The following is a 25,612-nucleotide window of genomic DNA, read 5'->3' as shown; positions in this document are numbered from 1 at the left end:
CTTTATAACGCCGAAGGAGCAACTCCGTCCATCGCCTGATTTCCTTGCCCCTGGCCTTGGTCTTCCTGGGCCCATCCCCGTTCTTGAAGCAGCTCCTGCTCTTTTCTGCGCAGATACTTACGCCCTCTCCAGCGGAAGAACGAAAAGACGCCCCGAATATATTCGTCGCTGATCATACAAGCGTAAATGGCGATAATGCCCCAGCCGAGCGAAACGCCAAACAGATACGAGCAGCCGGTCGCAACGACGGACATAAAGATCAAGGAAATGATCATCGTATATCGCGTATCCCCTACCGCATTCAACGAGTTCCCGAGGGCCATGTTGATCATTTTGCCCGGCTGCAGCAACAGATTGAGCCAGAGCAATGCCGCACAGAGGGCCAAGATATCGGGATCCTGTGTAAACAATCCCAACAGCTTCGGACCAAACAGAACAAGGATAAACGCATTAACGATAACGAGCGGCAGCCCAAAGGCCAGCACGCGGTATACCGCGCGGTAAGCTTCTTTGGTTTTGCCCGCTCCGTACAGGTGAGCGATCTGGATTTGCGCCGCCATCGCCAGCGAGAAGCCGAGCATAAAGCAGAACGACTCCAGCGTATTCATATAGGTTCTGGCGGCCAACTCGGTTGCGCCAAGCATCGCCAGGAAGGAGAAAATCGCCAGCTGCGAGAACACCCAGCTCGCCGAATTGACTCCCAGCGGCCAGCCAATGACCAGAACCTCCTTAAACAGCTTGCCATCGTAGACAGACATGTCCTTGAAGCCGATCCGCCGCTGGAACGTGCCGAGGAAAATGAAGAGCAAGACAACCGTAGCGACCAAGCGGCTGATTACCGTTGAAATCGCCACGCCGGTCAGCCCCCATTGCGGAAATCCAAAGGCCCCAAAGATAAAGCAATAGTTCATCAGGATATGCAAAACGTTCATGCCCACCGCCGTGTACATCGGGCCTTTCGTATTTCCGGTGTTGCGGATCGCCGTACCCAGCAGGGAAATCATCGCGGTTAGAATCATGCCTCCGCCAACGATGGAGATGTAGATTTTGGCCAGAGGCAGCAGCTCATCCGGAAGCTGCAGCATGGTGGCGATCGGTCCCGGAACCGCAATCAGCAAAATGCTGAGAACAAGACCAATCCCAGCCGTCACCTTGAAAGCGATAATCGCGACGGTTCGCGCATCCTCTTCGCGGCCCGAACCGATCTTCTGGGCGATGACAATCCCCGCCCCGCTAGCGACAGTTGCAAACAGCGTCGTCAGCGCATTAAACAGCTGGTTCGAGAACCCCACGACCGCCACCGCATTGTCGGAAATGCGGCTAACCATCAGCGTATCGACTGTCCCCAGCAAAATTTGCAGGAACAACTCGATAAAGATGGGCCATGCGAGCAGCCAGAGAGAGAACTTATTCTTCTCGCCGCCATTGACTTTCTTCATTATTACAACCTCCTGGAGATTGGAGAATCCCGTTGATTCCCTGTCATCGTGTTAGCATGAAACACATTATAGATGGTAACGCCGTTTTGATGTATCATTGAATCAACTCAATTTTTCAATATTCCAACCTAAGAGGAGTGGGTATCCTTTGCCTCCCATCATTGAATTTACCGCGCCTCCACTTCCCCATTACATCGTCAGCGGCTCGGCGGTGATCCCGGTCGGCGGCAAGCATCCCAGCCGGCAAAATATCGGGGCCTTCGACCTGCTGGTCGTCGAGTACGGATGTTTATATATCAGCGAGGAAGGCCGCGATTACGAGGTGACCGCCGGACACTCGCTCATTCTCCGCCCGGACTGTTATCACTATGCGCTGGAAGGCTGCCGGGAAGATACGCTGCACCATTGGCTGCATTTTCAACTCTTGGGCGATTGGCGTGTAGTTGAGGAGGAGGAATACCGGCATTGCGGATGCAGCCTGACGGATCAGGGCACCCCTGGCTCGATTTCCCTGCCGCCGTTCACGGCGACGTCATATACAGTCCCCCTTCCCCAATATGCGAAGCTGGCCCAGCCGCAGAAAATGATCGCGCTGCTGAAGGAACTGACGGATTTGAACCGCGATATCCATTTGGACAGCGTCCGGTTGCGCCAGCAAGCTCTATTTCAAAACGTGATCGTTGAGCTGTCGGCTTTGTCGACCAATACGGGACTCTCTCCGCAGTCGGCCTGCGCCGAAAAGGCAGCCTCCTATTTGCGTGAGCATTATGACGAGCCTTTCTCTGCGCAAAAGCTTGGGGAGAGCATCAATTTCCATCCGGTCTATATCGCCCGCTGTATGCAGAAGGTGTTTGGCTGTTCGCCCGCCGTCTACTTGCAACGGCTGCGTATCCAGCAGGCCAAGCTGCTGCTTCTGCAAACCGATCTGACCATCGAGCGGATCGCCGAGCAGGTGGGCTTTAATCAGGCCGCTTATTTCACCGCTTGCTTCAGCAAGACCGAAGGCATGTCCCCGCGAAAATATCGTCAACGCTTCACTTGGAGCAAGGACTGATCGATTTACTTCATACAAAGAGGCCGGGCAAAAGGGGATAATTCCCTCTGCCCGGCCTCTCCTTCTATTTCGTCACCAGGAACCGCTAACTTCATCACTTCTTCCCGGGATCAATGTCCTGCGGACGCAAACCTTCCCAAATGTTCGGGATGTTCACTTTGGACGGATCCTCAAAGACGAGAAACGCGGTTGGCAAATAACGTTCTCCGTATTCGGACGAAGGCTTGTTAACGATCTCCCCGCCTTCCTTGACCAATACGGTTGACGACCCGCCGTCCAAATTGGCAGCGATCACCGCGCCGCGTTCCAGCATGATCTGCTGAACATCGTACAGGCTGGCGCCGATGCTGTATCCCGGCTGACGTCCGTCGATGACGACGAACAGGATCGCGCCGTCTTCGCGCTGCCCCATGGCCGTCCGCGGTGCGATGCCCCAGCCTTCTTTTTGACTGCGGATCTGTCCTTTGCCGTTTACGATAATTCGCGGTTGAAACGTCACCGCTTCCTGAATGCCCAGCTTGTCCAATTCCTCCAGCGTATATTTACCAGCGATCATTTTGCCTTGCTTGTCCAGGCCAACGATCTGCGTCGCTGCCCCTGAACTGATGCCGTTGTAATACAGCTTCCCTCGGGAAATGACCACCCCAATCGGCTTGAAGCCGTTGCCCTTCCAGTTCGGGTCGGCAAAGCCGCCGCCGTTCACACCGGCAAGGGCACCGGTCCGCGCCACCATGCTGGAGACCTTTTCTCCTTTGCCTCGTTTCGCTGGAACTCCTAAACGGATTTTGGTCGGGTCGTTTACAGTTAACACGTACCCGTGATAGCTTTTGCCGGAGATCTCTTCAATTTCAATCAGCGGCTTCTCCGCTTGTGTGTCTTCTTTATCATCCGGGTCGGGTAAGTCAATCGTATGGGTGTCCTTCTCCGTCCCCATTTCCTCGAATTGAGCCTGGTAAGCGGCGACCCGTTTGTCCAGCTCAGCTTGTCCGATGATATATTTGGCCCAATGGCGATGCTGCGTCGTAATCAGCGTATCGGCCATTAAATAGCGCATATTGTTCCCAGACGGGGTAAAGAACAACCAGAATAAGGCCGCCGTCCCGATCAGCATCATCGTGAGGATCAGCCGGGATAACAGATAGAAAAATCCACGCTTCCGCCGTTTCTTGGCGGACGTACGCTTCTTAGCCCCCGTTGCCCGCTTTGCCGACGCGGGGCTTGTCCGGCTCGCGCGGCTGGGTAATGTAGGCGTTGGCATGATGCTTGTCTCTCCCCTGCTCTCTAATATACTTGCTGTACATTAAACGTTCATGTTGTCTGAAAGTTTCATTTTCGCAAGTAGACCCATGATCGCTTCACTGTACACCAAAAACCCGCCTGCATCAACAGGCGGGTTCTTTCTCTAAACAATGCTGCCGCGAAGCTCCTTCCCGGCAAGCTTCGCCGCGCAAGGCGTAAAGCTGCCGGAAGCCTCGTCTGCGTAAGATTCGTGCTGCTTTTATCACCGCAGACCGACGGTCCGCGACAATCAGAACAGGGTCCGAAGACGAAAGCTCCTTCGCCCATACAAAAGGTAATCGACCTAACGAAATGTTGATCGCTCCGTTCAGGTGGCATTCTTCATAATAAGACGCGTCCCGGACATCCAGTATCTTCGTCTGCGGCGGCAGGTCGAACCCGCATAAGGCCCTCTCCTCCACGAACTTTAGGCCCGAGACAGGCCATACCAACCGCAGTACATATCCGATTATCCAGGCGGCAAGCAATATTCCTCCTGCCATGGTCAGCATGTCGCTCACTCCACTTCATCCTGCCAGGCCAGCATTCCGCCGGTCATGTTGACCACACGGTAGCCTCTTTCACTGAGCAGCTCACACGCCAGACTGCTCCGCCCGCCGCTGCGGCAGACGACGATCAGCTCTTCCTCCGGATCCAGCTCCACAAATCGCTCTGGCAGCTGCCCCAACGGAATATGTTTAGCCCCTGAAATATGGCCTTCGGCCCACTCAAGCGGCTCGCGTACATCCAGCACATGAACCTGTTCGCCCCGTTTCATTCGCATGACGAGCTCGGCCGGAGTTATTTCCTTTTCTGGCTGAAACGCCACCGTGATCATCTCCTTTTCGAATTACCGGCTCTTAACCAGCAGCTCTACCGCTTCCTTCACCAAATGGGCGGTGTCTCCCCCTTGGGCCTGCTCCTCCAAAATACACTGCTGCAGGTTATCCGCAACGATTTGGGCCAAAGCCTTATCCGCAGCACTCCGCACTGCAGATAGCTGGCACACCACTTCCTTGCATGGCTTCCCTTCCTCCATCATGCGAAGCACCCCGCGCACCTGACCTTCGATTCGTTTCAATCTGCGTTTGACTTCTTCTGCATAGTGATGTTCTTCGGACATGTCGTGCACTCCTTTCAATTATCCCTCGTGCCTGACATCGCATTATTACATCATACCCCCACGGGTATATATTTTAGTTAATAATCCCCCTATCGTCAAACCGAACATGCCCTAAAAACAGCCCAGCCCGCGCCTTCGTAAACGAGGGTGCGGGCCGCCGTCGTATCTGCTGCGTTATCGTTTGTCCCCGTCTCCTGATCCGAAGCGGCCGCGTTATTTCCCGATTCGGAATTTGCCGATGTCTGGTCACTGACCCCTGACGTATTCGTCGTCGTATTTTGCTCTTGTGGTGCTCCACTTAACGATTTATTGCCGCATGCGCTCAGCATCAATACCGCTGCCAGGGCTGCCATCAAAAGTACCAGTGTTTTATTAGGGTTCATAGTGAAGCTGCACAAAATCCCGATTCAAAATCGCGATGCTGGCGTCATGCCGGTTCATGTATTCGCCTAACAGCCGGGATACTCGATGGTCCCGCGAGCTTCTGGAGCATTACGCACCATAACTCCGCGCTAGAGTGAAAGGCTGGGCGGGGCCCAGCCCCTCCTCATCAAACCGTACGTGAGGTTTTCCCTCATACGGCTTTCCGATGTTCGTCATCATGAGCATGCAGATTACAAGAGCGTTTTAAGTCCATATTGAATAGACAAAGACTTCACTTCGCGCAGCGAACTCAACCATCGTCTGCGTTTGTGTTTCTTAGCATACCACTTCGCAAACCGCTGCCGGATATACCAATCCAACTTCGCCATCTTCCTCTGGCTGTAAGCTGTGTAGTAGTAATTGCGCCAGCCTTGAATCTTTGGATTCAGGTACTCCACGTGCTCTTCGAAACTCAGGCGTCGCATACCTGGCGGAGCTAATCGCTCTTTTACCCCTTCCCGTATTCGCTCTTCCGCCTTCCGGCACAACCACTGCTGGGTTGTGTAGTACACTTGGCCTTTGGATGTTTCGGCCTTCGTCTTTCGATGATGCATGCCCAGAAAATCGAAGCCTTCTTCCCCAGTCCAAAGTCCAACGATGCGCGTTTTCGTGGGGTGCAGGGTTAATTCCAGGCGTTCCATAATCGCTCGTATGAGTTCATAGGCCCGCTGTGCGTCCTTCTTCGTCTTGCAGATGATCACCAGATCATCTGCATAACGCGTCAGTTCCCCAAGCTTACCGCCATGTCGTTCCCACAGAAGATCAAAGTAATTCAGGTAGATGTTCGCCAGCAGTGGTGAGATCACTCCCCCTTGCGGTGTACCCAAGTCTGAGCGTCGGATGTTTCCTTCTTCCATCACTCCCGCACCTAACCACTTCCTCACCAACTTCAAGATTCGCCTGTCACTGATCCGCATTTCGATCAGCTTCATCAGTTTCTCCTGATTGATGTTGTCGAAGTAGCCTTGGATGTCGACGTCGACCACCCAATTTCCTTTGCGGTTGCATGCTTTCCGGATTCGCTCCAACGCCTGTTTCGCGCTCCGCTTAGGCCGAAAACCGAAAGACGTGTCCTGAAAATCCGCCTCGAAAATGGGTTCCATGACGAGTTTGGTCGCCATCTGGATGACGCGGTCTCTCACCGTCGGGATCCCCAGCGGTCGCAGTTTGCCATCTTTCTTCGGGATGTAGTGGCGTCTAACGGGTTGTGGATGGTACTTCCCTTCTTTCAGTAGCCGTTGACATTCAAGCACAAAACGCATTTCTCCCTGTTTCTCGATGTCTGCCAACGTCTCTCCATCCACTCCTGCCGAGCCCTCGTTGGCTCGTACCCTTCGCCACGCTTCCCATAAGATGTCTACCCGATAGACCTTGTCGTACAGCGCGTGAAATCTTCGCTTCTTGTTCTCCTTGGCCGCATGACCGAGTTTCCCTTGGAGTTCTTGAACGTTTTCCTCTGGTGTTGTTAGCCGTTTGGCATTCACTGACTCGTACCTCCTCAAGAAACTTGAACAAAGCAGGGCTCCTTCCCTCCCGCAGGTTGTGTTGTCCTGCGTTCCACGGTACTATGAGCCCCTCGGACTCCCTTCCTGCAGACCGTTCACTTCACCTCTGGGGCTTATAGAAGGCCTCTTTACGGTTTCTGCAACCGTGCAGGGGAGGGCCTCCCCAGTTCACTGCATCCTCTTTCATACCATGCCGTTCCCTCTACGCCGGAGGATTCTTCACTGCCGCTCCAAGTTCTAGGCAGCTTCCATGGCCTTCGTCCATGTACGCGGGACTCGGCTTCCTCTTTTCCCTCTTGCGAGGCCTTTTTGACGACGCGGCAGGATTCACTTTCATGTTACGGCCTGGTATGTTGCTCGCCCTGCCTCTGACAGGTACTTTCGTCGATACGCTTCTACGTACAGATTTCGCCATACGTAGGTATCCTAGCTACGCGGGGGCTTGGCCCTTCCCGCGACCGGACTTTCACCGGCTAGAAGATGCGTGCTTAGCTGGGCACGCCAAACAAGAAAAGCCTTGATAGACGAGAGTACGTCTACCAAGGCTTAATACACTTTGATTGCTTAGCGCAGTTAATCTAGATCTTATAAGCCTTCATCGCTTTGCGCAGCTCTTTGAAGGTCGGACGTTTACCGTACAGCAGGACGCCGGTGCGGTAAATCTTCGCCGACAACCAGCCGAACACGAAGATGGCAATAGCCAGGACGATCAGCGAAGCCGCGATTTCCCAGACCGGCGGCTCCCCGATGCCGATCCGCACGATCATCGAGACCGGCGAAACGAACGGGATGAAGGAGCTGACCTTCATCAGCAGCGAGTCTGCCGTGCTCAAGCTGAAGATCCCGATATAGAACGCCGCCAGCGACAGCATCGTAATTGGCATCACCGCTTGCCCCAGCTCCTCGGTCCGGCTGACCAGCGAGCCGATCGCGGCAAACAGCGTCGCATACAGGAAGTAACCCAAGATGTAGAAAATCAGGCCAAGCACTAACACTTCTACGCGGATGTCGGACAGATGCAAATTGAAATCCGCCAACACCGGCTGGTTATACGGCAGCGAGATATTGATCGCAATCACCCCGGCAAAAACGGCGATTTGCAGCAGCCCGATAAAAAACATCCCGATAATCTTCCCGAACATTTGCGCCAGCGGTGATACGCTGGTGATGAGAATTTCCATAATGCGCGAGCTTTTCTCTGCGGTGACTTCGGCCGAGATCATATTGCCCGTCATCATAATGGTCATGAAGAACAAGATGATGAGCACATACACGATAACGTAATTAATCGCCCCCATCGCTTTCGCCTGATGACCCGATTCCTCAGCGCCGGATTCCGGTGAAGCCTTCACCGCATCGATTTGGACCGGCGCGCTTAACGCGGCGATCTGCTCCTCAGTCAGCATGCCTTTCGTGATATACTCCGCCTTAACGTTCTGCAGTGCTGCCTGCAGCGCATTTTGCAGTCCCATTCCCAAGCTGTCTTTTTTCGAGGTATAGGTCACCGCTGGGAAGACCCCGCCATCTCCTTCGGCAAATTGCAAATAACCATCAATTTCCCCGGCTTCAATCGCCGCTAGCAGTTTCGCGTTGTCCGCTTGTTCATAAGGAACCAGCGTGTAACCTGCCGCCGGCTGCTTCTCCGTGTAGGCTTCAAGTGACTTCGCCAGCTCCGGCTGCCCTTCGTACACAATGCCGATCTTCGTCGGTTGATCCTCCCCGCCGGTAAATTTATCGATAAAATAAGGCACATGCAGCCCGATCGTCACCAGCAGCGCCAACACGAGCGTCGTAATGATAAATGATTTCGTTCGAACTTTATTCATGAACGTAAAGCCAACGACCGTCCCCATTTTATTCATTGGATTCACCTACCTCTTTAATGAAGATCTGATTCAGCGTAGGCTCCTTAATCTCGAAATGCTCCACTTCGCTGACTTCCATCGCTCTACGCAAAATCTCTTGCGCCGCCGATACCTGCGAGATCCGCACCAGATAGCCGCGTTCTTTCCGCTCAACCTTCTCCACGCCCGCGATCCGCTCGAGTCCCGTTACTTCTCCCGCTGTATGCAAGAGCACTTCTTCGCGTGGATAACGTTTTTTGATCTCCTGCAAATTGCCCTGCAGCACCGTATTCGAACGGTGCAAAATCGTGATGTTACGGCACAGCTCCTCTACATGCTCCATCCGGTGGGTGGAGAACAGAATGCTGGTGCCTTGATCGCGCAGCTCCTTCACCGTCGCCTTCAGCAGCTCGACGTTAACCGGGTCCAAGCCGCTAAACGCTTCGTCCATGATGACGATTTTCGGTTTATGGACGACCGCGGCGATAAAGCCCATTTTTTGCTGGTTGCCTTTGGACAGTTCCTCGATTTTCTTATCGTAGTATTCCGGCACTTCAAACCGTTCAAGCCAATACTTCAAGCTCTTGTCGGCCTCCGCCGCAGACATGCCGCGCAAGCGGGCCAGGTAGATGATTTGGTCGCTGACCTTCACCTTCGGGTACAAGCCGCGTTCCTCCGGCAGATAACCCATTTGCGATTGCAGCTCCCGGCTGTAAGGCTTACCGTTGTACAAGATCTGCCCGCCATCCGGATAGATCAAACCCAGCACCATCCGCATCGTTGTCGTCTTCCCGGCACCGTTGGCGCCAAGCAAACCGTAAATCTCGCCTTCCTCTACCTGGAGCGAAATGTTGTTGACAGCCGTTTTCTCGCCAAACTGCTTCATTACGTTGTCCAGTACCAATGGTTTCGCCATATTCCCTCTCCTTCTTCACTACGAAAATGATTCATGCCATTAAACCAATGCCGCTGTGGATGTGGATACCAGCTTCGCCGGTGAATGCCCTTGAATCCATAGCTGCAAAATTTCATCTAACTCCAAGCTGCGGGTCTGGATCACCTGCAGGCCTTTCGCCGCGAGACTCCGCTGCAGTTCTCCTTCATGCTGCTCCTGGACGACCAGCTTCGTCACCTGCGGTCCATCGACGCGAAGAATCGTTCCCTCGGGCAAATCGCTTGGCGAGCAGTCGCTGCTGCGGATCCAGATCTCCTTCCAGCTGCTGAACAGCTGATCCTTCTCGGCTATCCCGAGTACCTGCCCCTGGTGGATTAAAGCAATGTAGTCAGCCAGCCGCTTGACTTCCTCCACGATATGGGTCGCGATCAAAATCGTCATGTCCTCGCCTGCCATAAAGTCCCGGAGCTCGTCGATCATGCCCTTCCAAGCGAAGGGATCCAGCCCCGAGGAGGGCTCGTCGAGCAGCAGCAGTTTCGGCCGGGCAGCCAGCGCTGCCGCAATCTCGAATTTACGTCGCTCTCCTTTGGACATCCGGTTTAACCGTTCATTTCTTGGGACCTCAAACCGATTCATGAGATCCTCAAAGAGTTTCTCATCCCAAGTCGGATACCATTGCGACCGGAATTCAGCTGCGCGCTCGGCGGTCATATAATTTTCTTCCGGTTCTGGTGCTTCCGGGACATATCCGATTTGTTGGCGCAGCTCAAGCGGCAATTCGCCGGAGAACGACTGTCCAAACCAACGAATCTCCCCCGCATCCGGCCGCAGCGTTTGCTGAATGAATTGCATCATCGTGCTTTTTCCAGAGCCGTTAGGTCCAACCAGAGCCACGATATACCCCTTCGGTACTTGTAAATGCAACGGCCCGATCGTTTTACGGCGGCCCTGCTTCAGCGCTCCAATCAGCTCAATCGCCATCGGTTGTGCCATTAATCCGCCCCCTCCTTGTCTTGATTTGAGTTATATTTCTGTTGCATGACCTGCAAAAAAAGCTGCTTTAACTCTTCCGCCTCGTATTGCATCGATTTCCCGGTATCCACCGCCTTCTCCAGCGCTTCCTTCACAACTGCGGTGCGGTATTCATCACGTTCGTCCGCGCTGACCTTGGCGACAAACGTACCTGTTCCCTGCCGCGTCCGAAGCAATCCCTCGGCCTCTAAATCTTGATAAACCCGGCGTACCGTAATGACGCTGCAGTTTAAGGCGCCGGCAAATTCCCGAATCGAAGGCAGCAACGTACCTTCTTCGATTTGGCCGCTGACGATCAGGGAGCGAAGCTGCGACTCTATTTGATGATAAAGCGGCGCAGCGCTATTTTCGTTGATTTGAATGGGAATCCACACCTTTCTTGCTCACCTCCGCCTTACTCCCGTATTTCCGTGCCATCTTTAGGCCAAATCCCGCTGCAGCAGTTTTCGCCGCGTCAACGATAACAGGTAAGTGAATCCGAGACCGCCGATAGCTAAGGAGCACCACATCACTGGTGACAAGATCACGTAACGCCGGGAGCTTTCCAAGATGAACGCCAGCAGGTTGAAGTCAAGCAAATTCATAACCAAAGCGGCTCCCCCCAACACCAGCATGAGCAGGAACGTTAACCCTAAATAAACTTTGCCGCTCGTCAGAAGCTCGCAAAAGATGAACAACCCGTTGATCAGTAAGCTGTACCCGGTCCAAGTGAAGCAAAACACGAGAAAGGCTCCAAAATCCCACATCATACTATTCATCAGATACGTGACCAGATAAAGGCCGCCGTAAAACAATATGCCGTTCAGCAGCATCGCCGCCCCTAACTGGATCAGCCTGCTTCTCAGCACCGTCCGCAAGGAAATCGGCAACACGCGATAATATCGCAGCATTTGGGTATACGAATTTTCCCGAATATAGTTAAATGACCGCCGGGTAAAAAAGAACCCTGTGAACGGAACGATCATCAGCATCATGAAATCGCCCATCGGATTCATCACGTACTCGGCTTCCTCCCGGGTTCCGATGAAGATGCCGAGCATCAGCGAAATGTACAGCATAAAGATGACGTTCCAAATGAGATAGAGCCGATCGTTTCGCAAATCTTTTTTGAAGATCGCCCAAGCACCCTTCCAACTATCCATCGTCTATCCACCTCTTTTCAATCCCATCGTCGTCCTTCGTTCGTGATTGATGTTCGTCGACAGGGTGTGATAATCACTGTGCTTACTGTTTATATCTTTATACACAGTATAATCTGTGCTCATTTTCGTGTCAATGCTCCTTCCACCCGCATAAGAAAAACGCCTATCGACGTATATTCTAGGAAGACAGACCGCGGTTAGCGGTAGTTTTTCTTGCGATATCAGGATGCCAATGCCCCGAAGTTTATACTTTCTGATATCTTAAGAAAAACGCCTATCGACGTATATTCTAGGAAGACAGACCGCGGTTAGCGGTAGTTTTTCTTGCGATATCAGGATGCCAATGCCCCGAAGTTTATACTTTCTGATATCTTAAAAAAAAGCCAACAGCGCGATTCTTCACGAATCGGCCATTGGCCTTTGATAGGATCCAGTCCAAACTAACGATCATTTACATTCCCAAAATGACTTCCCACACCGGCTTCGTATGGCCGCCCGGATACAACATATACAGCAGCACATAAACGACTACGCCGGTAATCGCCGTGCAGAACCAGATGACCGAGGTGACTCGTCCCCATTTGCGGTGTTTGGCGTATTTCTCCTTGAAGCCAAGCACCAGCGTGGTGATGCCAAATACGGCCGCAACGGTTGCCAGGACGATATGGAAGGCGAGGAACGTCTGATAATAGCCTTTGAGGCTATCTGGTCCGCCCCATGAGGTATTGCCGATAAATACGGTCCGCGACATATAGATCAGGAAGAACAGAAGCGCAGCGACGGCCGCAGCAATCATCGTCCTCTTGTGAGCTTCCCGTTTCCCTTTAATGATGAGCCCCCAACCGATCGCTACCAGCACGGCACTAATGACGATAAACGATGTGCTGAGCGTCGGAAATAACGTGAACAGATCCAATTTGCATCCTCCTAAACGTTTTGTGAGGTAACCTTCTGACCCCAATTCGCAGGCCGGACTCCCATCCCACAGATTTAAGATCCGGTCTGAGGCGGGGGTGGATTCAGCGAAGAGTTAGACAACGCAGCTCCCTCCGCTTCTTCCTCGTCGTTCTCGCGGTTTTCCTGCTTGTACCAATGGTAAAACACGTACGCCAGCATCGACGCAAAGATGAATTCCTGAATGAATTTCATCAGGATTCCACCGACCTGCTGATCGATGTTGGGCTGCAGGTAGCCAAAAAATTGCGGGCCGCCGAACTGACGAAGCAGCTGCGCCGGGTCGCCGGCAACGCAATAACCCATCGCCCGCGCCCAGACAGCCGGATCGCTGTAAGTCGCGTACAGCGGCTCGTCCGCAAAGATGATCAAGCCGCAGGCTGGCGTGAGCAGCACCATGTTGAGGAAGATAAAGCCCATCTTCTTGAGCCCCTGAACCCCTGCCCGCTCGGGCAGCGGATTCACCAGCGTCCACCACATGAGAACTGCCGCGATAAACAATACGACATAGTACAGGCGATGCACCCCGAAATGAAGCATCACATAATCATGCACGACCGGCAGATGATAAAACGAAAACAACCCGTTAAACACCACAGCTGCCACCACCGGGCGAGCCAGAAACTTCAGTGCCCTGAGCGGGCTTGAAGCCAGAAACGCCGTCACACGGCGCCAAACCCAAGGGGGAAGCCCCAGCATTAACAGCGGCGGCGCCAACAGATAGGACATCGCCATGCTGAGCATATGGAAGCTGAACATCATATGGCCGAGCAGTTCCACCGGGCCGCCTTGAGCCAGATAGAGCAGCAGCATCCCGGTGACGAACAACACTTTCCGTCTCGCTGGAACGTGGACTTCACCCTCTGCCCATTTCTCAGCTCCCGGCCCAATTAACACGAAATATCCGGCCGTGACCAGCAGCATGAAAGCCAAAAATACCGGGCTCCAGACCGCTGTGAAATTAAAATATTCTAACCCCAGCACGGCAAACCCTCCTTCCGCAGCGCGCTTAGTTCTGTCCAAATTGTGAACAAGGGGGCAAATACGACAAAAACGGTGACAGCATCCCAAGCGGGAAGGTACCGTTTTTGTGCCATACATATCCTAACTGTGCAGATGAACTCGCAAAAGAGGGGGCCCGCCAACGGCGAAAGCCTCCTCTTCTCCCTTTACCACCACATCCAATATAAAGCGGCAATAATCGCGGTAAATGCGACGAAAAATCCGCCGGCCATGAAGAGGATCGGGATCAAATGCCCCTTATCCTTCATGTGCATCCAGTAACCCAGTTGAACCAGCACCTGCAGTACCGCCATCACCAGCAGCAAAATGACGGTGAACGCGGTATTCACTCCGCCGGCCGCAACCGCTGCAAAAGCGATCAGGGTCAGAACGATGGAGAAAATAAACGCGATAATATGTTTCTCCGGACCTTCATGCCGCTGACGGTGCTTTACCGCCGGCGAACCGTTTGATTCCTGATTGACCATCCGTTAGACCACCTTTCCGAGCAGGTAGACAACCGTGAAAATGAACACCCAGACAACGTCGATGAAGTGCCAGTAAATGGCCGACACGTAAATCTTCGGTGCCGTGACAACGGTCAGACCTTTTTTAAAGAGTTGCCCGATGAGCAGGGAAATCCACAAAATCCCGAACAACACGTGCGCGCCGTGGAAGCCAACCAGCGTATAGAACGCCGAACTGAACGCACTTGTTGTCATGCCGTAGTCTTCATGCAGGACATACTCAGCAAACTCATAAATCTCCAGCACAAGGAAGGCCAGGCCAAGCAGAACAGTTACAGCCAACCAGCCTGCCAGCTTGCCTTTGTCTCCCCGGTGCATCGCCTGAATGGCGAACACACTCGTCAAACTGCTGACCAAGAGGATAAAGGTTGCAGCGGCCGTGATCCCCAAGTTAAACAGCTCACTTGCGGACGGGCCATCCGCGATTTGATTCCGCAATGTCAGGAAGGTTGCAAACAAGGTACCAAACAGGACGGCCTCGCCTCCGAGAAACAACCAGAAGCCCAAAATTTTATTACGGCCTTCCAGCGTCGCCTTCTCCGGTTCGTGCGGCAGCGTACCTGCTACATGCGATGTGTTTGGCGTACTCATGCTTTGACCTCCTTCCCATTCAGTTCATCCGGTTCGATGTGCCAGCCGTGATCGTCAAACAAGGAACGGAGCAGCATCGACAAGAACGTGATCGCCAAGCCGAGCCCTACTACGATGTAATTGTTGAACAGGAAGTTCATCGCACCGTTACCAAAATCGTCGTTAGCGAACATAAAGCCCAGACCGGCAATAAACAAACCTACCGACATGATAAATGGAAGAATCGTCGGCGAAGGCATATGAATCGGACCAACCGGCTCAGCCGGCGTCATTTCTTTGTTGCCAGCCATCTTCTCTTTCCAGAAAGCATCAATCCCGCGAACCAGCGGAATTTGCTTGAAGTTGTATTCTTCCGGTGGAGAAGCAATCGACCATTCCAGCGTCCGTCCGTCTTCCCAGACATCGCCCGGAACGCCTTTTGGTTGTCTCGCCGTAATCGCAATATTCACCAGGAACAAGATGACCCCGACGCCCATCAAGAACGCGCCGATCGTACTGATCAAGTTCAACAGGTCAAAGCCTTGGTTCGGCAAATACGTAAATACACGGCGTTGCATCCCAAGCAAGCCAAGGAAATGCTGTACGAAGAACGTCATATGGAAGCCAATAATAAAGGTCCAGAACTCCCATTTGCCAAGCTTCTCATTCAGGACGCGGCCAAACATCTTCGGCCACCAGTAATGCAGTCCGGCGAACAAGCCCAGAACCAGACCGCCTACGATAACGTAGTGGAAATGCGCTACTACGAAGTAAGTATCATGATATTGATAGTCTGCCGGCGCCGAAGCCAGCATTACCCCGGTAACCCCGCCCATAACGAACGTCGGGATAAAACCGGAAGCGAACAGGTTGGCCGTCGTAAAGCGGATTTGACCGCCCCACATCGTAAACAACCAGTTGAAGATTTTGATCCCCGTCGGAACAGCGATCAGCATCGTAGCGATGGAGAACAGCGCATTGGCCACCGGCCCCATCCCTGTCGTAAACATATGGTGCGCCCAAACCATGAAGCCCAGGAAGGCGATCAGGATCGTAGCGAACACCATCGAGCTATAACCGAACAACCGCTTACGCGAGAACGTACTAACAACTTCGGAGATAACCCCAAACGCTGGCAAAATCAAAATGTAAACTTCGGGGTGTCCGAAAATCCAGAAAATATGCTGCCACAACACCGGGTTACCGCCGCTTTCTACATTAAAGAAGTTCGCGCCGAGAATCCGGTCGAACGTCAACAGCACCAGACCTACCGTGATCGCCGGGAAAGCGAACAGGATCATCGCGGACGTCACGAACGTCGTCCAAGTAAACATCGGCATCCGCATAAAAGACATCCCCGGCGCGCGCATCGTAATGATCGTCGCTAGGAAGTTAATACCGCCGATCAGTGTCCCTAGACCAGCAATCTGCAAGCCGATCGTGTAGAAGTCAACCCCATGCGTCAAGCTGTACGTCGTACTCGACAGCGGCGTGTACGAGGTCCAACCCGCATCCGGTGCACCGCCCATCACCCAGCTCAGGTTCAGCAGCAGTCCACCGAACAGGAATGTCCAAAATCCGAGAGCGTTCAAGAAAGGGAACGCCACATCCCGAGCCCCGATTTGCAGCGGAATCACCGCGTTCATCAGGGCGAAGATAACCGGCATAACGCCAAGGAAAATCATCGTTGTGCCGTGCATCGTAATCAATTCGTTAAATTGCTGTGCCGTAACAAAATCATTCATCGGTTTTGCCAGCTGCACGCGGATCAGCAATGCTTCGATACCGCCGATCCCAAAGAACAAACCGCCCGCCACTAAATACAAAATGGCGATTTTCTTGTGATCGACCGTCGTCAACCAGTCCATTAACCCCTTGTGCCGCTTGACAGTGTGAGCATGAGCCAAGGTTTGTACCCCCTCTTTTAATTCCTATCCATCCATGCCGTCCATAGAGGCACGCAAGATTAATAAGATAATTTGCTGTTAGCCAAGTAGTCGGCGATGGCTTCGATTTCAGCATCCGTTAATCCGAGATCTTCCTTCGGACTTGGCATTTTGTTGCCCGGTTTTACCTTTTGCGGATCCATCAGCCATTCCACCAAATTATCCTTAACCGGTTTGCCGTCGATCGGTTTGCCGGACGCTTCTGCATTATGTAAAATGCTCGCAACCGTCTCTCTGCTGCCGATCCCCGTCAGGTTTGGTCCAACTGGTCCGCCTTGGTCACCGATAGCGTGGCAGCTCAAGCATTGCGTCTTAAATACTTCCGCAACGGCTGGATCCTGAATCGTTTGTACTGGCGCCTTCATCGCTTCAACCCAACGGTCAAAGGACTCTGGGCTAACCGCCTTGACTTTAAACTCCATGAAAGCATGGGATTTCCCGCACAGCTCGGCGCACTTCCCGAGGTAAACCCCTTCGTTCGTGGCTTCCAGCCAAGCTTTATTAATCGTTCCGTCCGTATTCGTATCCGTTTTGCCGGCGAGTGAAGGCACCCAGAAGGAGTGCAGCACGTCCGCTGTCTTCAGCTCAAGCGCAATCTTCTTGCCCGTAGGGATAATCATATCCTGGGCGGTCGTAATGCCGTAATCCGGATAGGTGAACTCCCACCAGAACAAATGCGAAGTGACTTTGATCTTCACCGCATTGGCATCCTTCGAGTAATCCTCGCCAAAAGCAAATACTTTCTGTACCGTTGCAACCGCCAGAATCAGTACCAGAACCAACGGAATCGCAGTCCAGATGATCTCCAGCTTATGGTTGCCTTCAACTTGCTTTGGAATGTCGTTTTGCCCCGGTTTACGGCGATACTTGATCCACACGTAAGCCGCGATCCCGAATACGATCAGCATGACAACTATCATGATCGTAATCGACAGTTTAATTAATCCGAGCTGCCCTTCAGCTACTGGACCCTGTGGTCTGAGCACGGACAGGTCTTCACGGCCGCATGCGGACAAGAGCAACGCTAGCATGGCAAACAAAGGTACTAGCCGCTTAACAGCCTTCCAAGGTTTCATCATTGATCTACCCCACTTCTTACGTTTTCTTCCGCAGCATCACAGAGATTTCCAGCCTGCGCAGCTCAAAAATCCACCTGTCTATCACGGAAACTACATTCCTGTCAATTACAACAATCACCTATTAAATATATGATTGAACCCCTCGTTTGTCAATGATTCGGGGTCAGTTCACAAATTGTTCAAAAATCCGAGAACCCGCACCACAAAAGGTTTTGTGAACGTTTTCCCCAGTTCGACACCGAGTGAAAAGGCTGCCAATTTTGAACAAATCTCGGCGAATTGTGACGTTTCCCTGCTCCGCTTCATTTTTGACATTTCTTCAAACTTTATTTCGTAACTCTAACGGAACGTAGCGACCTTATTTGCTCATTTCCCGGCTATTTCCCGCTGTAACGGAACGTAATGACCTTATTGCACTTTTTTGGCGGCCATTTCGCTGTCCACCTCTCAAATAAGGTCTCCTGGTTCCGTTAGCATTCAGGGACACCACTAAACTGGACAAATAGCGGCTCTAGGTTCCGTTAGAACAAAGCTAGAGTGAAAGGCTGGGCGGGGCCCAGCCCCTCCTCATCAAACCGTACGTGAGGTTTTCCCTCATACGGCTTTCCGATGTTCGTCATCATGAGCATGCAGATTACAAGAGCGTTTTAAGTCCATATTGAATAGACAAAGACTTCACTTCGCGCAGCGAACTCAACCATCGTCTGCGTTTGTGTTTCTTAGCATACCACTTCGCAAACCGCTGCCGGATATACCAATCCAACTTCGCCATCTTCCTCTGGCTGTAAGCTGTGTAGTAGTAATTGCGCCAGCCTTGAATCTTTGGATTCAGGTACTCCACGTGCTCTTCGAAACTCAGGCGTCGCATACCTGGCGGAGCTAATCGCTCTTTTACCCCTTCCCGTATTCGCTCTTCCGCCTTCCGGCACAACCACTGCTGGGTTGTGTAGTACACTTGGCCTTTGGATGTTTCGGCCTTCGTCTTTCGATGATGCATGCCCAGAAAATCGAAGCCTTCTTCCCCAGTCCAAAGTCCAACGATGCGCGTTTTCGTGGGGTGCAGGGTTAATTCCAGGCGTTCCATAATCGCTCGTATGAGTTCATAGGCCCGCTGTGCGTCCTTCTTCGTCTTGCAGATGATCACCAGATCATCTGCATAACGCGTCAGTTCCCCAAGCTTACCGCCATGTCGTTCCCACAGAAGATCAAAGTAATTCAGGTAGATGTTCGCCAGCAGTGGTGAGATCACTCCCCCTTGCGGTGTACCCAAGTCTGAGCGTCGGATGTTTCCTTCTTCCATCACTCCCGCACCTAACCACTTCCTCACCAACTTCAAGATTCGCCTGTCACTGATCCGCATTTCGATCAGCTTCATCAGTTTCTCCTGATTGATGTTGTCGAAGTAGCCTTGGATGTCGACGTCGACCACCCAATTTCCTTTGCGGTTGCATGCTTTCCGGATTCGCTCCAACGCCTGTTTCGCGCTCCGCTTAGGCCGAAAACCGAAAGACGTGTCCTGAAAATCCGCCTCGAAAATGGGTTCCATGACGAGTTTGGTCGCCATCTGGATGACGCGGTCTCTCACCGTCGGGATCCCCAGCGGTCGCAGTTTGCCATCTTTCTTCGGGATGTAGTGGCGTCTAACGGGTTGTGGATGGTACTTCCCTTCTTTCAGTAGCCGTTGACATTCAAGCACAAAACGCATTTCTCCCTGTTTCTCGATGTCTGCCAACGTCTCTCCATCCACTCCTGCCGAGCCCTCGTTGGCTCGTACCCTTCGCCACGCTTCCCATAAGATGTCTACCCGATAGACCTTGTCGTACAGCGCGTGAAATCTTCGCTTCTTGTTCTCCTTGGCCGCATGACCGAGTTTCCCTTGGAGTTCTTGAACGTTTTCCTCTGGTGTTGTTAGCCGTTTGGCATTCACTGACTCGTACCTCCTCAAGAAACTTGAACAAAGCAGGGCTCCTTCCCTCCCGCAGGTTGTGTTGTCCTGCGTTCCACGGTACTATGAGCCCCTCGGACTCCCTTCCTGCAGACCGTTCACTTCACCTCTGGGGCTTATAGAAGGCCTCTTTACGGTTTCTGCAACCGTGCAGGGGAGGGGAGGGCCTCCCCAGTTCACTGCATCCTCTTTCATACCATGCCGTTCCCTCTACGCCGGAGGATTCTTCACTGCCGCTCCAAGTTCTAGGCAGCTTCCATGGCCTTCGTCCATGTACGCGGGACTCGGCTTCCTCTTTTCCCTCTTGCGAGGCCTTTTTGACGACGCGGCAGGATTCACTTTCATGTTACGGCCTGGTATGTTGCTCGCCCTGCCTCTGACAGGTACTTTCGTCGATACGCTTCTACGTACAGATTTCGCCATACGTAGGTATCCTAGCTACGCGGGGGCTTGGCCCTTCCCGCGACCGGACTTTCACCGGCTAGAAGATGCGTGCTTAGCTGGGCACGCCAAACAAAAAAGAGAGCTTTCCGCTCTCTCTTCGTCCGCGTTATTCCCCGTTTGTCAGCACCAGCGGTCCGTCCTCCGTGATCGCCAGCGTGTGTTCATAATGCGCGCCGAGGCTGCCGTCCGCGGTACGGATCGTCCAGCCGTCATCCTCCCACAGCACCGCGCCGGTTTCCCCGCCGGTGAAGATCGGCTCGATCGTGATGACCATCCCCGGCCGCAGCGTCACTCCCGTGCGCGGCCGGCCGAAGTTCGGCACGTCCGGCGCTTCGTGCATCGACTGGCCGATGCCGTGGCCGATCAGCGGCTTCACGATGCCGATGTTCGCGGCCTGCGCCACGCGCTGCACCGCATACCCGATGTCCCCGATCTTATTGCCGGGGACCGCCTGCGCGATCCCGGCCAGCAACGCCTGCTCGGTGGTCGTCAGCAGCTTCTCCGCCTCAGCGCTCACCTGTCCGATCCGGTAAGACCAGCCGGAATCGGCCATCCAGCCGTTTTTGCCTACCACAATGTCGATCGTGACGATATCTCCGAGCGCCAGCTTACGATCGCTCGGGAACCCGTGGCAAACCACGTCATTCATCGACGCACAAGTCGCAAACGGAAACCCGTGGTATCCCTTTTGCTCCGCCTTAGCTCCCCGCTTCGCCAAAAACGACTCCACGAAGGCGTCGATCTCCAGGGTGGTTATACCCGGCCCGATCATTTTGGCGATTTCGCGGTGGCACTCGGCCAATATCCGTCCCGCCTCACGGATCCGCTTGATTTCCTCTTTCGTTTTTATGCGTACCTTCACGTCCTGTTCTCCTTCCGCTGCCCTACGACGATTGATTTCGTGATGTTCCCGTCAGTTTAATATATGTGGGAACAGAAGAAAAAAACCGTCCCGAACGCCCAAGGCGCCGGAACGGCGAATATCCTTCCATCTCAATGGTTCAGGAAACAGACGAGTCCAATTTCCCGAGCTCATGCTCAACCAGGTGGGTCAATTCCTCTTCATAGCCGCCCATAATCCGATACTTGCGTACATATTCTTTCACGAACTTCTTCGGATCTTTCGGTCTGAAGATTCGGGTCATTTCCCGTAAACTTTCTTTCACTTCATCATGACCTTTCGTTGCCATACTGATTCCCTCCCAGAACGCTTAAGGTAAATGCTCCGATTTTGCGATGCCGAAAAGTGCGGGTTCAGATTCATGAAGCTGTGCCGGCTATTTAGTTGTAATGGAAAGACCTCCTATTGTCTTATTGTAACATATTCAGAAGAAGGTTTCAGCTTTCTTCCAATTGTACATTTTTTATCCGCTTCACCTAATACTATTTATAAACGGGGTGCAGGGGCAAACTACAAGCAGTTGAGGGGCATTGCCTGGACATGAAGAGGAGTGATACAGCCATGACTTCCCGGTCTCCAAAAATCCTTATTTTATATGCCAGCTACGGGGATGGGCATTACCAAGCCTCCAAAGCGGTGGAAGCCAGCTTGCGAAGCATAGGCGTCACCGACATCACGCTGCTTGATCTGATGGCTGAAGCTCATCCGCTGATCAACGGGCTGACGAAGTTCGTGTATATGCAAAGCTTCAAAACCATCCCCGGCCTCTACGGCTGGGTCTACAACGCCACCAAACAAATGCCGCAAGAAGCGCCGCTGCTCGAGGTCATCAATTCGTTTGGCATCAGCAAGCTGCAACAAACGCTGCGACAAGCCCAGCCGAATCTGATCATCCACACCTTCCCCCAGCTCGCGATGCCTAGACTGCTGAAGCGGACCGGCCAATCGCTGCCGCTGGCGAATATCATCACCGACTTTGACCTGCACGGACGATGGATTCACTCCGGAGTCGACCGCTACTACGTCGCAACCGACGACTTGAAAGCGGAAATGATCAGCCGGGGGATCGCCGAAGATCGCATACGGGTAAGCGGCATCCCGGTAAAACCAGAGTTTAACCATCAACATCCCGCAGGTGAAGAACGCCTCATCGGCCCCCTTCAAGACCTTTTCCCAGACAACCGCACCGGCAAAACCACCGTCCTACTGATGGCAGGAGCCTACGGTTCCATGCAGGGAGTACGCGAGGTGATCGAGCGGTTTATGGCGCTGGAGCGTTACCGGGTGATCGCCGTTTGCGGAAGGAACCGCGAGCTACACCGTGCACTGCACGAGCAACTCCCTCCCCATCCAGACGTGCACCTCTTGGAGTATGTCGAGCAGGTAGCTGCATTGATGCGAAAATGCGACTGCATCGTAACCAAGCCGGGAGGGATTACCTTGTCCGAGGCGCTGGCTTGCCGGCTGCCGGTGTTCGTCTACCGCCCCGTTCCCGGGCAAGAGCTCAATAATGCGCGTTACCTCGCACAAAAAGGCGTTGCCTGTATCGCCCGTACCCCTGCGGAGCTGACCGAGGAAATCGACGCGCTCTTTCGGGACCCACACCGGCTAACCGAGCTTCGCCAAAAAATAGATCACCTCCGCCGGCCTGAAGCCGCGGAGGTGATTGCAGACGATATTTTAGAGCAGTGGTTCGCGCCCAAGCGGGCCGAGCTGGTTCTTTCATGAGGGGGCTCGTCATACATTTAGGATAAGACAATCCTCTCCTGAAAGAAGGTGTCGTCCTCATGTCCCCTTTCAAATCATCCACCGGCCTCTACGAAAATGTCGCCGGCTTCCTGTGCTACCTGCTTGCTTTTGTGGGCGGAGTTGCATTCCTTGTCCTAGAGCGGCGCAGTCGATTCGTGCTGTTCCACGCCCTGCAATCGGTCATGCTGTTTGGCGGATTCATGCTGGCCCATGCCTTGTCCGGCTTTCTGCCGATCATCGGCGTGGTCGTCAATCTGCTGCTGACCCTGCTGGGCGTTACGCTTTGGATTATCATGATGCTGGCTGCGCTCCAGGGCAAATGGCTGAAGCTGCCTTGGATCGGCGAACTCGCGGAAAAGCAACTGCAACGGATGTAATTCTCCGGCTAGACCGAGGCACTTTTTACGCTGTAGCTTTGACGGATTCGCTTGGTTCAGCGGCCCCATTCAGCACAGCTGCCTTGCGCTGACCCTTCCAACCGTTAAACAGCAAATTCATCACAATCGCCGTAAAGCTGCCGGCGACGATGCCATTGTCCACCAGAATCCGCAGCGCGGCCGGCAGCCGGTCGAACAGTTCAGGCAGCACGGTCACACCCAGCCCCATGCCGACGGAACAAGCGATGATCAGCAGGTTTTCATGCCGGTTCAAATCCACTTGGTCGCCCAACATCCGAATCCCGGAGGACAAAACAAGACCAAACAACGCGATCATCGCTCCGCCGAGCACCGACGTAGGTACCAGCTGCGTTAATGCGGCGATCTTCGGCACGAAGCCGATCAAGATCAGCAGCGTACCGGCCACTACGATCACGTCGCGGGTTTTCACCCGGCTCATTTGGACAAGCCCGACATTTTGGGAATATGTCGTATACGGAAACGAGTTAAATATCCCGCCGAGCATGATCGCCAGCCCTTCCGCCCGATACCCCCGCGTCAAATCCTTATCCGTAATCTCTTTATCCACGATTTTTCCAAGCGCCATAAATACGCCGGTCGACTCGGCAACGCTCACGATCGCCACCAGAATCATCGTCAGAATCGCTGAAGCGTGGAACGTAGGTGCACCAAAATAAAACGGTTGTACCGCATGAAACCAGCTGGCTTCCTTCAGCGGCGTCAAATCTACTTTCCCGGCGAGCGCAGCCACCAGCGTCCCTGCAATCAGACCCAGCAAGACGGAGATGGAACGCGGAAAGCCCTTGGCAAAGCGGTTCATCAAAATAACGAACAGCAATACCCCAAATCCAAGCGCAAGATTAAGCGGGCTCCCAAAGTCGGGATTCTCACCCGGACTGCCGCCGCCAAGATCCGAAATCGCCACCGGAATCAGCGTGACACCGATAATAGTGACCACGGAGCCAGTCACGACCGGCGGAAACAACGCAATCAGCTTGCCGAACAAACCGGCAAAGAGGAAAACAAACAGCCCGGAGGCAATAATCGCACCGTAAATGGCGGAGACCCCTGCGCCGTCTGTCAGCCCGATGGCAATCATCGGCGACACGGCCTGAAAAGCGCAGCCCAGCATCACCGGAAGCCCGATGCCAAACAGGCGGTTCCCCCAGACTTGAAGCAGCGTAGCTACACCGCAAGCCAACAAGTCGATAGCGATCAGGTAAGTCAGCTGTTGGTTAGTGAAGTTCAGCGCGCCTCCAACGATCAGCGGTACGATCACAGCCCCGGCATACATAGCCAATACGTGCTGCAAGCCTAGCGAAAAGGTTTTAAGCGGATGACGGTGTTTCTGAAAAATACGTTCGCGTTCCATAGAATTCTGGTTCCTCCCCGATGATTAGTTCATCTCATGAATAATTCGGTGTATCCTCAACGAAAGTCACCGCACCGTCTTCCAGCGAGGCAACCCGAACAAGCGATTCAACGCGGTACCCTGCTTCCGTAAGCAGCCGGGCTCCCGGCTGGAACGACTTCTCAATGACGATCCCGATGCCGGCGACCGAAGCTCCGGCTTTCTCCACGATGCGGGCTAGTCCAAAGGCCGCCTCGCCGTTCGCCAAAAAGTCGTCCACGATCAGCACCCGATCCTCTGCACGCAGAAACTTTTTCGATACGGTGATCTCGTTGGTTTCCCGCTTGGTGAACGAGTAGACTTTTTCCACAAAAATGTTGTCCTTCAGCGTCAAGGATTGATGCTTGCGGGCAAAGATCATCGGCACATTCAGCTCCAGCGCGGTCATGATCGCCGGGGCAATCCCCGAGGATTCAATCGTCAGCACCTTCGTGATGCCTTCTTCGGCAAAGCGCCGGGCGAACTCAGCCCCAATCTCCTTCATCAGCACCGGATCCATTTGATGGTTAAGAAACGAATCTACTTTCAACACCTGGTTCCCCAGTACAATCCCTTCTGCCATCACCTTGTCTCTCAGCAGCTTCATTCCTGTGTCCCCTTTCCTCTAATAATTCATCACATGAACTAAACGCAAAAAAGCCCATTTCTCAACGGAAATGGACTTTAAATTTAGAAAGCACCTAATAAACCCGAATAGCAAAACCAGCGATCAGGGCAGCGAAAGCCTATAGCTGATCCCCTTGGTTCCCGGGCACATGCACGGCGGTACTTTCCGTAGTCCGATCATTCCGGTGATCAGGTAGAGACGTGCAGGCCAATTCCTGCACTTATACGGAAAATTCATGGATTCGCATTTAACCAATGCTAGAAGTATAACGCATTCCGCCCGGGTAGAGAAAGAGGAATCTTTTAGGGTTCTGTGAAAACTTTGCAAAGCCCTGCGAGAAGCAG

General features: G+C 53.3%; 26 protein-coding genes and 1 riboswitch. Of the genes, 3 read left to right on the top strand and 23 right to left on the bottom strand.

Annotation, left to right across the window (positions count from 1 at the left end):
• Positions 1-2: 2 nt before the first annotated feature.
• Complete coding sequence (locus ACL02P_RS21025; protein ID WP_260071543.1) at positions 3-1,439, bottom strand: MATE family efflux transporter; 1,437 nt, start codon at positions 1,437-1,439, stop codon at positions 3-5.
• 148 nt (positions 1,440-1,587) lie between these two features.
• On the opposite strand from ACL02P_RS21025, the gene ACL02P_RS21020 reads away from it, so the two are divergent.
• On the top strand, positions 1,588-2,493 hold the full coding sequence (locus ACL02P_RS21020; protein WP_009224072.1) for an AraC family transcriptional regulator: 906 nt from the start codon (positions 1,588-1,590) through the stop codon (positions 2,491-2,493).
• A 94-nt stretch (positions 2,494-2,587) separates the two neighbouring features.
• Here ACL02P_RS21020 and ACL02P_RS21015 read toward each other — a convergent pair whose 3' ends face one another.
• The 20 genes from ACL02P_RS21015 to ACL02P_RS20920 form a co-directional block, all read right to left on the bottom strand.
• Entirely contained in the window at positions 2,588-3,607 is a 1,020-nt protein-coding gene (locus tag ACL02P_RS21015; protein WP_397376637.1) for a phosphodiester glycosidase family protein, read from the bottom strand.
• Between the two features lie 268 nt (positions 3,608-3,875).
• Positions 3,876-4,283, bottom strand: coding sequence for a rhodanese-like domain-containing protein (locus ACL02P_RS21010; RefSeq protein WP_232282242.1), 408 nt, complete (start codon positions 4,281-4,283; stop codon positions 3,876-3,878).
• 5 nt (positions 4,284-4,288) lie between these two features.
• The gene (locus ACL02P_RS21005) at positions 4,289-4,609 is read right to left on the bottom strand and encodes a rhodanese-like domain-containing protein (protein WP_036644481.1); all 321 of its coding nucleotides are present in this window, start codon (positions 4,607-4,609) and stop codon (positions 4,289-4,291) included.
• 12 nt (positions 4,610-4,621) lie between these two features.
• Positions 4,622-4,894: a metal-sensitive transcriptional regulator gene (locus tag ACL02P_RS21000; RefSeq protein WP_036644478.1), complete on the bottom strand. Its 273-nt coding sequence runs from the start codon at positions 4,892-4,894 to the stop codon at positions 4,622-4,624.
• A gap of 95 nt (positions 4,895-4,989) precedes the next feature.
• Entirely contained in the window at positions 4,990-5,277 is a 288-nt protein-coding gene (locus tag ACL02P_RS20995) for a hypothetical protein (protein WP_260071544.1), read from the bottom strand.
• Positions 5,278-5,508: 231 nt separating this feature from the next.
• Positions 5,509-6,801, bottom strand: coding sequence for a group II intron reverse transcriptase/maturase (gene ltrA, locus ACL02P_RS20990; protein ID WP_009226730.1), 1,293 nt, complete (start codon positions 6,799-6,801; stop codon positions 5,509-5,511).
• A gap of 599 nt (positions 6,802-7,400) precedes the next feature.
• Positions 7,401-8,684: an ABC transporter permease gene (locus ACL02P_RS20985; protein ID WP_260071545.1), complete on the bottom strand. Its 1,284-nt coding sequence runs from the start codon at positions 8,682-8,684 to the stop codon at positions 7,401-7,403.
• A complete protein-coding gene (locus ACL02P_RS20980; RefSeq protein WP_009224066.1) occupies positions 8,677-9,582 on the bottom strand; it encodes an ABC transporter ATP-binding protein in 906 nt (301 codons plus the stop codon). Before ACL02P_RS20980 ends, ACL02P_RS20985 begins: the two co-directional genes overlap by 8 nt.
• Before the next feature lie 39 nt (positions 9,583-9,621).
• A complete protein-coding gene (locus ACL02P_RS20975; RefSeq protein ID WP_260071546.1) occupies positions 9,622-10,554 on the bottom strand; it encodes an ABC transporter ATP-binding protein in 933 nt (310 codons plus the stop codon).
• Complete coding sequence (locus tag ACL02P_RS20970; protein ID WP_009224064.1) at positions 10,554-10,967, bottom strand: GntR family transcriptional regulator; 414 nt, start codon at positions 10,965-10,967, stop codon at positions 10,554-10,556. Before ACL02P_RS20970 ends, ACL02P_RS20975 begins: the two co-directional genes overlap by 1 nt.
• Before the next feature lie 45 nt (positions 10,968-11,012).
• A complete protein-coding gene (locus ACL02P_RS20965; protein ID WP_260071547.1) occupies positions 11,013-11,735 on the bottom strand; it encodes a hypothetical protein in 723 nt (240 codons plus the stop codon).
• Between the two features lie 451 nt (positions 11,736-12,186).
• Positions 12,187-12,651 carry a DUF420 domain-containing protein gene (locus tag ACL02P_RS20960; protein ID WP_260071548.1) on the bottom strand — a complete coding sequence of 155 codons (465 nt, stop codon included), beginning with the start codon at positions 12,649-12,651 and terminating at the stop codon, positions 12,187-12,189.
• A 74-nt stretch (positions 12,652-12,725) separates the two neighbouring features.
• Complete coding sequence (gene ctaG / locus ACL02P_RS20955; protein ID WP_009224061.1) at positions 12,726-13,673, bottom strand: cytochrome c oxidase assembly factor CtaG; 948 nt, start codon at positions 13,671-13,673, stop codon at positions 12,726-12,728.
• Between the two features lie 185 nt (positions 13,674-13,858).
• Positions 13,859-14,179 (bottom strand): cytochrome C oxidase subunit IV family protein, encoded by a 321-nt coding sequence (locus ACL02P_RS20950; RefSeq protein WP_009224060.1) that lies wholly within the window; start codon positions 14,177-14,179, stop codon positions 13,859-13,861.
• A gap of 3 nt (positions 14,180-14,182) precedes the next feature.
• The gene (locus ACL02P_RS20945; protein WP_009224059.1) at positions 14,183-14,809 is read right to left on the bottom strand and encodes a cytochrome (ubi)quinol oxidase subunit III; all 627 of its coding nucleotides are present in this window, start codon (positions 14,807-14,809) and stop codon (positions 14,183-14,185) included.
• Positions 14,806-16,656, bottom strand: a complete 1,851-nt coding sequence (gene ctaD, locus ACL02P_RS20940) for a cytochrome c oxidase subunit I (RefSeq protein ID WP_050769715.1) — start codon at positions 16,654-16,656, stop codon at positions 14,806-14,808. Before ctaD ends, ACL02P_RS20945 begins: the two co-directional genes overlap by 4 nt.
• Before the next feature lie 98 nt (positions 16,657-16,754).
• The gene (gene coxB, locus ACL02P_RS20935; protein WP_009224057.1) at positions 16,755-17,813 is read right to left on the bottom strand and encodes a cytochrome c oxidase subunit II; all 1,059 of its coding nucleotides are present in this window, start codon (positions 17,811-17,813) and stop codon (positions 16,755-16,757) included.
• Between the two features lie 634 nt (positions 17,814-18,447).
• A complete protein-coding gene (gene ltrA / locus ACL02P_RS20930) occupies positions 18,448-19,740 on the bottom strand; it encodes a group II intron reverse transcriptase/maturase (RefSeq protein ID WP_009226730.1) in 1,293 nt (430 codons plus the stop codon).
• Positions 19,741-20,308: 568 nt separating this feature from the next.
• The gene (gene map / locus ACL02P_RS20925; RefSeq protein WP_009224056.1) at positions 20,309-21,064 is read right to left on the bottom strand and encodes a type I methionyl aminopeptidase; all 756 of its coding nucleotides are present in this window, start codon (positions 21,062-21,064) and stop codon (positions 20,309-20,311) included.
• Positions 21,065-21,203: 139 nt separating this feature from the next.
• Entirely contained in the window at positions 21,204-21,392 is a 189-nt protein-coding gene (locus ACL02P_RS20920) for a hypothetical protein (RefSeq protein WP_009224055.1), read from the bottom strand.
• A gap of 272 nt (positions 21,393-21,664) precedes the next feature.
• Between ACL02P_RS20920 and ACL02P_RS20915 the strand changes: the two genes are divergently transcribed.
• Positions 21,665-22,831 carry an MGDG synthase family glycosyltransferase gene (locus ACL02P_RS20915; protein ID WP_412838019.1) on the top strand — a complete coding sequence of 389 codons (1,167 nt, stop codon included), beginning with the start codon at positions 21,665-21,667 and terminating at the stop codon, positions 22,829-22,831.
• Positions 22,832-22,890: 59 nt separating this feature from the next.
• A complete protein-coding gene (locus tag ACL02P_RS20910; RefSeq protein ID WP_009224053.1) occupies positions 22,891-23,229 on the top strand; it encodes a DUF4870 domain-containing protein in 339 nt (112 codons plus the stop codon).
• Between the two features lie 25 nt (positions 23,230-23,254).
• Here ACL02P_RS20910 and ACL02P_RS20905 read toward each other — a convergent pair whose 3' ends face one another.
• Both ACL02P_RS20905 and ACL02P_RS20900 read right to left on the bottom strand, forming a co-directional pair.
• Positions 23,255-24,622, bottom strand: a complete 1,368-nt coding sequence (locus ACL02P_RS20905; protein WP_009224052.1) for a nucleobase:cation symporter-2 family protein — start codon at positions 24,620-24,622, stop codon at positions 23,255-23,257.
• A gap of 34 nt (positions 24,623-24,656) precedes the next feature.
• Positions 24,657-25,247 (bottom strand): xanthine phosphoribosyltransferase, encoded by a 591-nt coding sequence (locus tag ACL02P_RS20900; protein WP_009224051.1) that lies wholly within the window; start codon positions 25,245-25,247, stop codon positions 24,657-24,659.
• Between the two features lie 169 nt (positions 25,248-25,416).
• Positions 25,417-25,516: riboswitch (purine riboswitch) on the bottom strand.
• Positions 25,517-25,612 lie beyond the last annotated feature (96 nt).

It is taken from the genome of Paenibacillus sp. MB22_1 (genome assembly GCF_047200555.1).
GTDB lineage: Bacteria > Bacillota > Bacilli > Paenibacillales > Paenibacillaceae > Fontibacillus > Fontibacillus phoenicis.
The sequence above is the reverse complement of the archived record's forward strand: the minus strand, read 5'-3'. Positions and strand labels throughout refer to the sequence as shown.

Excerpts from the sequence above, each read along its gene's own strand:
- ACL02P_RS20945 (WP_009224059.1), bottom strand. The coding sequence starts at position 14,809 with ATGAGTACGCCAAACACATCGCATGTAGCAGGTACGCTGCCGCACGAA.
- ACL02P_RS21000 (WP_036644478.1), bottom strand. The coding sequence starts at position 4,894 with ATGTCCGAAGAACATCACTATGCAGAAGAAGTCAAACGCAGATTGAAA.
- ACL02P_RS20980 (WP_009224066.1), bottom strand. The coding sequence starts at position 9,582 with ATGGCGAAACCATTGGTACTGGACAACGTAATGAAGCAGTTTGGCGAG.
- ACL02P_RS20900 (WP_009224051.1), bottom strand. The coding sequence starts at position 25,247 with ATGAAGCTGCTGAGAGACAAGGTGATGGCAGAAGGGATTGTACTGGGG.
- ACL02P_RS20905 (WP_009224052.1), bottom strand. The coding sequence starts at position 24,622 with ATGGAACGCGAACGTATTTTTCAGAAACACCGTCATCCGCTTAAAACC.
- ACL02P_RS20965 (WP_260071547.1), bottom strand. The coding sequence starts at position 11,735 with ATGGATAGTTGGAAGGGTGCTTGGGCGATCTTCAAAAAAGATTTGCGA.
- ACL02P_RS20975 (WP_260071546.1), bottom strand. The coding sequence starts at position 10,554 with ATGGCACAACCGATGGCGATTGAGCTGATTGGAGCGCTGAAGCAGGGC.
- ACL02P_RS21010 (WP_232282242.1), bottom strand. The coding sequence starts at position 4,283 with ATGCTGACCATGGCAGGAGGAATATTGCTTGCCGCCTGGATAATCGGA.
- ACL02P_RS20910 (WP_009224053.1), top strand. The coding sequence starts at position 22,891 with ATGTCCCCTTTCAAATCATCCACCGGCCTCTACGAAAATGTCGCCGGC.
- coxB (WP_009224057.1), bottom strand. The coding sequence starts at position 17,813 with ATGATGAAACCTTGGAAGGCTGTTAAGCGGCTAGTACCTTTGTTTGCC.
- ACL02P_RS21005 (WP_036644481.1), bottom strand. The coding sequence starts at position 4,609 with ATGATCACGGTGGCGTTTCAGCCAGAAAAGGAAATAACTCCGGCCGAG.
- ctaD (WP_050769715.1), bottom strand. The coding sequence starts at position 16,656 with ATGGACTGGTTGACGACGGTCGATCACAAGAAAATCGCCATTTTGTAT.
- ACL02P_RS20995 (WP_260071544.1), bottom strand. The coding sequence starts at position 5,277 with ATGAACCCTAATAAAACACTGGTACTTTTGATGGCAGCCCTGGCAGCG.
- ACL02P_RS20915 (WP_412838019.1), top strand. The coding sequence starts at position 21,665 with ATGACTTCCCGGTCTCCAAAAATCCTTATTTTATATGCCAGCTACGGG.
- ACL02P_RS21015 (WP_397376637.1), bottom strand. The coding sequence starts at position 3,607 with ATGATGCTGATCGGGACGGCGGCCTTATTCTGGTTGTTCTTTACCCCG.
- ACL02P_RS20985 (WP_260071545.1), bottom strand. The coding sequence starts at position 8,684 with ATGAATAAAATGGGGACGGTCGTTGGCTTTACGTTCATGAATAAAGTT.
- ACL02P_RS21025 (WP_260071543.1), bottom strand. The coding sequence starts at position 1,439 with ATGAAGAAAGTCAATGGCGGCGAGAAGAATAAGTTCTCTCTCTGGCTG.
- ACL02P_RS20920 (WP_009224055.1), bottom strand. The coding sequence starts at position 21,392 with ATGGCAACGAAAGGTCATGATGAAGTGAAAGAAAGTTTACGGGAAATG.
- ACL02P_RS20950 (WP_009224060.1), bottom strand. The coding sequence starts at position 14,179 with ATGGTCAATCAGGAATCAAACGGTTCGCCGGCGGTAAAGCACCGTCAG.